At 45.6% G+C, this 3139-nt stretch carries 3 protein-coding genes and 1 pseudogene; all 4 read left to right on the top strand.

Annotated features, from left to right (window positions below; translation table 11 throughout):
- On the top strand, nucleotides 1-956 hold a 956-nt coding region (locus A3761_RS16660), incomplete at its 5' end, for a hypothetical protein (RefSeq protein WP_231881243.1).
- A gap of 164 nt (nucleotides 957-1120) precedes the next feature.
- Nucleotides 1121-2026: a hypothetical protein gene (locus A3761_RS16655; RefSeq protein WP_068509477.1), complete on the top strand. Its 906-nt coding sequence runs from the start codon at nucleotides 1121-1123 to the stop codon at nucleotides 2024-2026.
- A gap of 60 nt (nucleotides 2027-2086) precedes the next feature.
- Nucleotides 2087-2902 carry a mannosyl-3-phosphoglycerate phosphatase gene (locus tag A3761_RS16650; RefSeq protein ID WP_068509480.1) on the top strand — a complete coding sequence of 272 codons (816 nt, stop codon included), beginning with the start codon at nucleotides 2087-2089 and terminating at the stop codon, nucleotides 2900-2902.
- Nucleotides 2903-2915: 13 nt separating this feature from the next.
- A pseudogene (locus A3761_RS16645) lies at nucleotides 2916-3139 on the top strand (glycosyl transferase); the annotation flags it as partial.

Raw genomic sequence — 3139 nt, 5'->3', positions numbered from 1 at the left:
TGAATTCTGGTCAACTGCGCTCTGGTAGTAATTTTGGCGGCGGTCAAATGGTAGCAGCTGATTTTACACTTAGCCCCTCTGTCTTGTTTGCAGAAAAAACCGGCGGGTTTGGCGCAGTACTTGGCAGTTTCGGATCACTAGGCAAGCTTGCGGCCGGTCAAATGAGTTCAAATGAAGCCGAAACCAATTTAACGCTTATCGAAAACCGTTCTGGTGTTCAGGTTTCTTCGGCAAATGGTAGCGCTGAAAACAATGACTTCGGTTTCCTTGGCGGCCTATTTGGTGGCGGTGCTGCTGTCGGCGTAGGTGGATTTTCTAAGACTCCTGAAGGTAAGGTTGTTACCGCAGCCTTCGCTGACTCCTTCAATGAAATGGTTAAGGCTCTTCGCGTATACAAAGCCCAAACGGTAAAAGGCGGACTAGGTAAAGGTGGTCGTCTAACGATCGGTGGTGAAGACGACCCAATGCCCCAAGCAACTCAGCAATACACTGCACCTGTTGTCACCCCTGTCGTTGCTGCAGCACCTGTCGTTAATGTTAGAACACGTAATGTAAATATTAGCGTCGACAACTACGATGAAGACGCAATGGAAGATTACTACAAAGCACTTAAGCGCAGTGTGGAGCATATGGGAACATTTGCCTCAATGACTCCCCAGCAAATTGAAGCTATGAAGAATCACCCCGATATGCACGGTATGGGAGCACTCGCCATGTCAATGATTTGGGGAGGCCCGCATGTTTCTCAACTAGAAACTGCACAAATTGAACTCGAATCATGGCCTCAGCAAGCCAAAGAGCAAGCCTGGTCTGCTTATGGCAGCCGCATAATGAAGTACAACAAGATCTTTGAGCGTCACAGACAACGCATCATCTCAAATGGTGCCTACGATGATAGTATTTACCATCAGTTGAATGCGATTGAATTGGTTAATGAAGAAAATCTGTTCCGTTAGGCGCTAAGTTAGCCCATGCCTCCCAGACGTTTTAAGGGAGGCATGGTTCCTTATTTAAAGCTGTCTCCCCCTGATCCAATCAAAAGCTTCTTCCGTAACTTAAAAACCGGAACGGTTAATGCATTATCCCACTTATATTATTGAGTAGTGATAGGCTCCCTACCATGAAGACAGCTGACAAACAGGCATTTATAAAGGGCAACAAGCTACCTGAGTCCTATTTAACTCAGGCCTCAATTTGGTTTGACCCGCTGGTTAAGACTATTATCAAGCACCATAAAGGTGCACAAAAAACCATAATTGTTGGATTAAATGGTTGCCAAGGCTCTGGAAAGACTACTTTGGCAGACTACCTTTCCCTGTCGTTCCAGGCCGAAGGTTTAAAGAGTCTATCCATCTCTATCGACGACTTTTACCTTACGCACGACCAACGCCAGCACTTGGCACGCGACATTCACCCCATGCTTAAAACACGAGGCGTGCCCGGCACCCACGACCTAAATTTGGCCCTGAATACACTGCATGCACTAAAAAGTCACAACCAAGAGATCTCTATACCTCGATTCGATAAAGCTACCGATGATCGCTTTCCAGAATGCAGCTGGCCAAAAGTAGAAGCACCTTTAGATATAATTATTTTGGAAGGCTGGTGTCTGGGGATCCCCGCTCAAGCTGAGGAGCGACTTAAAGAAGCAATCAACAAACTTGAATCAACACAAGACGAAAGTGGCACTTGGCGACAATATGTCAACGATCAACTCTCAAGCCACTATCCGTCTTTATGGAATCAAATTGATTGCTTGATCATGTTACAAGCGCCAAGCTTCGACTGTGTATATCAGTGGCGACTGGAACAAGAAGAGAAACTTCGTCAGAAAAGCTCTTTTGATACGGATCAAACACACAGCAAAATCATGAGCCCTGAGGAAGTCGAAACATTTATTCAGCACTATGAGCGCCTGACTAGACATAGTTTAGATTGCCTTCCTGAGCACTGCCATCACGTACTGAATCTGGACAATTCACGAAAGGTTGTAAAGCACCTTATGCCTAGAGGTTTAGACATTTAAACTCTAGGACAAAGTTAGTTAAACTCTTGATTGAAGAGAATAGAGTAAAGGAGAATCAATATGAAGCAATGGTTAATATTTACTGATTTAGATGGCTCCTTACTAGACCATGAAAGCTATCAATATGCCGAAGCCAAAGCCTTGCTGGGGAAACTAAAGGCAGATCATATTCCTGTTATTTTTGCCACCAGTAAAACTCGTACCGAGGTGCTCAAGCTCAGAAAAGCAATCAAAAACCAGCAACCGTTTATTGTTGAAAATGGCGCTGCTGTCTTGATCCCTACGGACTATTTTCCCTGTAAACCAGAAGCTTGCTACGAGCAAAACGGATACTGGGTTTATGGCTTATCAGAAACACGTCAACACTGGCTCGGTATTCTCGAACAAGCCAAAAAGGATTTTCCGCAGCAATTTAACCATTTTGCAGCGATGAGCGAGCAAGCGCTTGCCGAGCTAACAGGGCTTAGCGTCGAGCAAGCCAAGCAAGCGAATGAGCGCGAGTACAGTGAGCCAATTCAATGGCTAGGCAATCATTCCGATAAGCAATCCTTCATTACTTATCTGGAAAATAAGGGAGGCACCGTTCTTCAAGGAGGGCGTTTCCTATGCTTGAACGGAGATCACGATAAAGGCCGAGCCTTATCTTGGCTGGTCAAACAGTTCATTAATTTTTCCATTCCCTGCGACTTAAAAACACTCGCAATTGGCGATAGTCTTAATGATGTCGCCATGTTGGAGCTTGCTGATAGAGCGCTCATTATCCGCTCTCCAGCTCACGCTCCACCAAGTTTAGCCCGTACTAGTGGCTACCAAGTTAGCGAGCATTGTGGCCCGAAAGGCTGGGCCCAAGGCGTAAACAACATTATCTACAGTTAGAGAGAAAATCATTATGGCTGATTTCTATCAAAACGGCATTGTCACCACCCTACACAACCTATCACGTCGCCCTCTGGATGATTTGGAAGATGAGTTAAGGGGCTTTAGTAAACAACGCCCCATGTCCTTGATTCTTCCATCTCTTTTCTCCGAACTCGAAGGTGAGGCACTACCCAAGATCGTCAGCCACCTCGAAGGTGCCGACTATCTATCAGAAATCGTTATTGGCTTAGATCG

The sequence above is a fragment of the Oleiphilus sp. HI0123 genome (genome assembly GCF_001635315.1).
Note: the sequence above shows the minus strand (reverse complement) of the source record. Positions and strands in the feature narration are given on the sequence as shown.